This window comes from Bradyrhizobium sp. AS23.2 (assembly GCF_001908185.1).
In the GTDB taxonomy this organism is placed as follows: domain Bacteria; phylum Pseudomonadota; class Alphaproteobacteria; order Rhizobiales; family Xanthobacteraceae; genus Bradyrhizobium.
Genome location: NZ_LGHM01000239.1, coordinates 1 through 3,687, shown reverse-complemented (window position 1 = coordinate 3,687; position 3,687 = coordinate 1). Strand labels below are relative to the sequence as shown.

At 66.4% G+C, this 3,687-nt stretch carries 3 protein-coding genes and 1 pseudogene; 2 read left to right on the top strand and 2 right to left on the bottom strand.

Translation table 11 applies throughout. The features are described from left to right. Both AC630_RS47530 and fliP read left to right on the top strand, forming a co-directional pair. Positions 1 to 117 (top strand): annotated as a pseudogene (locus AC630_RS47530) (flagellar biosynthetic protein FliO); the annotation flags it as partial. Then, complete coding sequence (gene fliP / locus AC630_RS38875; protein WP_074123648.1) at positions 114 to 872, top strand: flagellar type III secretion system pore protein FliP; 759 nt, start codon at positions 114 to 116, stop codon at positions 870 to 872. The pseudogene AC630_RS47530 and the gene fliP, both read left to right, overlap by 4 nt. 52 nt (positions 873 to 924) lie before the next feature. On the opposite strand, the gene AC630_RS38870 is transcribed toward fliP, so the two are convergent. Together AC630_RS38870 and AC630_RS38865 are read right to left on the bottom strand one after the other, a co-directional pair. Next, the gene (locus tag AC630_RS38870; protein ID WP_074123647.1) at positions 925 to 1,161 is read right to left on the bottom strand and encodes a hypothetical protein; all 237 of its coding nucleotides are present in this window, start codon (positions 1,159 to 1,161) and stop codon (positions 925 to 927) included. A gap of 80 nt (positions 1,162 to 1,241) precedes the next feature. Continuing rightward, on the bottom strand, positions 1,242 to 3,687 hold a 2,446-nt coding region (locus AC630_RS38865; RefSeq protein WP_074123646.1), incomplete at its 5' end, for a tetratricopeptide repeat protein.

Below are 3,687 nucleotides of genomic sequence, written 5' to 3'. Positions count from 1 at the left end.
CGAAGCGAGCCGCCGGCTCCGCCCGCGCCGGCCAAGCCGGCCGCCGAGAAGACCAGCTTTGAAAATCTCGAAGACGAGATGGCCTCGCTGCTCGGCCGTCCGAAGCCGTCTTCGTGAGGCTGCCGGCCCTCCCGCGTAGAGTTCTTTTTGTTTCTGTCCTGATCGGCGCGGCTTCGCTCGCCACCCTTGCGCATGCGCAGGACATCAGCATCAATCTCGGCGGCCAAGCCGGCGGCGGCGGCGTCACCGAACGCGCGATCCAGCTCATCGCGCTGCTGACGGTGCTGTCGATCGCACCGTCGATCCTGATCATGATGACGTCGTTCACGCGCATCGTGGTCGTGCTGTCGCTGCTGCGCACCGCGATGGGTACGGCAACCGCGCCGCCGAACTCGGTGATCATTGCGCTGGCGATGTTCCTCACCTTCTTCGTGATGGGACCCGTCCTGCAAAAATCCTACGACGAGGGCATCCGTCCGCTCGTCGCCAACCAGCTTGGCGTCGAGGACTCGCTCCAGCGCGCCTCCGTTCCGTTGCGGGCCTTCATGCAGAAGAACGTGCGCGAGAAGGACCTCAAGCTGTTCCTGGATCTGTCCGGCGAGCCGCCGCCGGCCACACCCGACGAGCTCGCACTGCGCATCCTCGTTCCCGCCTTCATGATCTCGGAGCTGAAGCGTGCCTTCGAGATCGGTTTCCTCCTGTTCCTGCCCTTCCTGATCATCGACCTCGTCGTCGCTTCCGTGCTGATGTCGATGGGCATGATGATGCTGCCGCCGGCAACGATCTCGCTGCCGTTCAAGCTGATCTTCTTCGTGCTGGTGGATGGCTGGTCGCTGGTGGCAGGGAGTTTGGTGCAGAGTTACGGGGGGTAAGGCCTCCTCGCCGTCATTGCGAGCCAACGGGGCCGCACTCCGCGCGGCACCCCTACCCCTTCACGTCATACTGCTTGCTGAGGTGATCACCGATCTGCACCAGCATGGCGACGCTCTCGGGAAACCCTGGCCGCGCTCGCGTGGCCTGGTCGGCATCGGCCCGGAACTCCCAGCTGTCGCCGTCGCGGATGATCGAGATGACGAGGCCGTCCGAGCCATCGGCATGGACCTTCAATTCGGCCCGCGCCATGGCAATGAGTTCGGCTTCGGACTTGGCAGGCTTGCTCATATCAACGCTCTCCCGGCATGAAGGCATACAGGTTGCCGCCTCGCGCGGCGCCTGTCGAGAGGTCGAAGATAGCAGGGTTCCTACCGCGTCATCTTGATCTGCCGCACGACCGGGATCGTGGGCAGCGAGCCGGTATGCTCGGTCTCGTCCTTGGCCTGCGGCGAGGCCGGCGCACGGGCGGTTGCGTCGGGAAAGCGCTGCTGCATCTCGCGCAGGAAGCCGTCGAGCGTGTCGACGCTGGCAGCGAGCTTGGCGATATCGGCGAATTCGGCGCTGGAGGCCGCGGTGGGCTTGCTCGCGATGTCAAAGGCGAGACGGTCGGCGCTCTCGCTCATCAGCGGCGCGTATTTCTCGCGGAAGCGCGACAGGCCGATCGAGTCGTCAGCGAGCGCGTAACCGACGGCGGCGCGGATGATGTCGCTCTTCTCCACCGCGTTGAGCGGCTTGAAGTCGCGGAAGCGCTCGCCGTAATAGAGCTCGATCTGCTCGGCGGACTCGCGCCAGCGCCGCGCCGCCCAGAAGATGTCGGAGCGAAGGCGGAGCACCTCGCGCCCTGAGACATTGGAGACGATGTCGAGTGCGAGATCGTGACGGCCGACATCGCTCTGCGCGCGCGCTTCAAGGAGCAGGCGCTGCTGCCGCAGTTCGCCGGAGAGATCGCTGATGCGGCTTGCGCGCAACGCCGTGATCGCGAGGTCAGGCCGGCGGTTGGCGAGATAGATCATCGAGAGACGTGCGGCGACCTGCGCGCGCGCTGCACCTTCGAGGCGGCGGTCGACCTGGTATTGCAGGAGCTCGGCGGCCTGGTCGAGGAGATCGACCGAGGCGAGACGGTCGGCAAGACGACGGATCAGCTCGTCGCCGCGCCGGCCAATCGGCGTCAGCTCGCGGAACTCGTAGAACATCCCGAGCGCCTCGACCGGCGGCAGCTCGTCACCCTTCGGTCCCAGGAAGATCTGGCTGAACAGGTCGGAGGCGAGGTCCTGCGCCTGGCGCGAGGCTTCGGCGTTCGGCTGGAGTTTTGTCGCCGTGCGCGCCGCCATCAGCGCGTCCCGGTAGCGCCCGTTCTCGGCATACATCTGCGACAGCATCTGGAGCGTCTTGACCTCGATCGCGTCGCCGCGCCAGGTCATCGACAGCGTCTCGAGCTCGCGCAGCGCGTCTTCCTTGGCGATCTCGTCGCGCTTCTGCCGCAGCGCCACCTCGAGCTGCTTGGCTTCGGCCGCAGCCTGACGATCGTTCGAGGCCACCGCGAATTTGTAGTCGTCGAGCGCATCCTTGTCGTGGCCGAGCGCCTCGGCGAGCCGGCCACGCAGCACGGCAAAGCCGGGCGCGGCCTCGGGCGATACGCCGACCACCTCGATCTCGCTGCGGCGCTTGGAGGCGCCGGCATAGTCCTTCACCTCGAGCGAGGCGCGCATCGCATCCATGGTCACGATGCGCTGGATGTCGAGCGGCAGCGAGGCGATGGCGAATTCGACGTTCTTGAACTTCTCGCGCGCGTCCGCCCATTTGCCCTGGCGCGCGTAAGCGAGCGCCTTCCAGAGCTGGGAATCGTGGCTGTTGCCTATCGCGGGATTGGCGAGGTCTTTCAGACCTTGCGCCGGCCGGCCGATCAGGATGCTCGCGATCGCATGCATGATCAGCGCGCCGCTCTCCTCCTTGTTGAGGGGATCGCTCAGCATCACGTCAGTCACGGATTTGGCTTCGTGATACATGGCCCGCGACATGTAGAACTGCGCAAGGTCGAGCCGCGGCAGCGATCGCTGCGCCGGATCGACGGCGGAGATCGCCGTGATCAGCTCGCTCTGGCGCATCATGAAGTTTTCGGACTGCCCCTTGCGCCAGGCTTCGGGACTGAAGATCGGCCGCACCGCGGTCGGCGCACGCTCGGCCGAGATGTCGACCGGTGACAGCGTCAGTCCGCCCTTCTTGCCGAGAATGACCTTGTCGGCTCCGACCTCGACGCCGACCTCGTCGGAGTTCGGCCGGATCGCGATGCCGTGAGCGGATTCCAGCAGCGCGAGATCGACGAGGTCCTGCCGCTTGATGAAGCCGCGCACCGGCCGCTGCGCGGTGACGACATAGAGCGTGTCGCCGGCGTCGGGATCGGTCAGCTTGTGCAAGAGGCCCGGATTGGCGAAGGGGATCGCGATGTTGGCGAGCGCGGGGTCGGTGATGTTGCGCGACATCATCAGTGGCAGCGGCGTCGCCTGGATCTTGTCGGCGAGCGTCAGCAGCCAGTTGGTCTCCTTGCCGACCTCCTCGCTGGTCAGCGAGTAGACCAGCGGCCGGGTGAGACGGATGCGCACCGCCTGCCCCTTGGCGAGCGGCATGCGGCTGACCTCGCCGATCATCGCGCCGCCCTTGGTGCGGATCGCCTCGACGTCGATCGGTTTCGGCGAGTCAAATACCAGCCACACCGTGTCGCCACGCCGGAACGCCGCCGCTGGCGTCGCCACCTGCAGCGGGAACATCACGCGCAGGCCATCGCTGTCGCGGCGCGCTTCGACGCTGGCGGCCGCG

What these genes read in the sequence shown, in the direction of transcription:
- AC630_RS38870 (WP_074123647.1), bottom strand. Translation starts at nt 1,161, where the DNA reads ATGAGCAAGCCTGCCAAGTCCGAAGCCGAACTCATTGCCATGGCGCGG.